Genomic DNA, 504 nt, shown 5'->3' on the forward strand with positions numbered 1-504 from the left:
TCTGCGCGTGTTTATGGAAATGCTTGGGATTGTTATATTTTGAGCCTTCACTGGTAATGGCAAAATCCGTTAATCCCAAATCAATTCCAATGGCTTTTCCTTCTCCCCCCTTAGTTCCCCCACTGGAGGGATTTAGGGGGGTTTCTTTTACCTCTTCAACTAAGACAGAAGCATAGTATTTCCCATCTGGATTTTTGGAGATGGTTACCGTTTTGATTTTTCCTTCAAAACTTCGATGCTGACGACAATGTACTAACCCAATTTTGGGCAGTTTGAGACAATCTCCCTCAAACTTAACATTCTGAGGGTAACTGATTGATTGTCGGCCATGCTTGGATTTGAATCGGGGTAATCTTGCCCGTTTCTCGAAGAAGTTTCGATAAGCTGTTGATAAGTTCAAAGCCACTACTTGCAAGCATTGGGAATAGACATCTTCTTTGAGCCAAGGATGTTCCTTTTTTAGGTTAGGCAATAATCCTTGAATATAACTTCTTGATAATCCTT

General features: G+C 40.7%; 1 protein-coding gene. It reads right to left on the reverse strand.

All coding sequences use genetic code 11. The features are described from left to right. A partial coding sequence (locus tag JUI58_RS00760) for a transposase (protein WP_204101840.1) occupies nucleotides 1-504 on the reverse strand: 504 nt, incomplete at both ends.

The sequence above is a fragment of the Spirulina sp. CCY15215 genome (genome assembly GCF_016888125.1).
Taxonomy (GTDB): Bacteria; Cyanobacteriota; Cyanobacteriia; order Cyanobacteriales; family Spirulinaceae; genus CCY15215.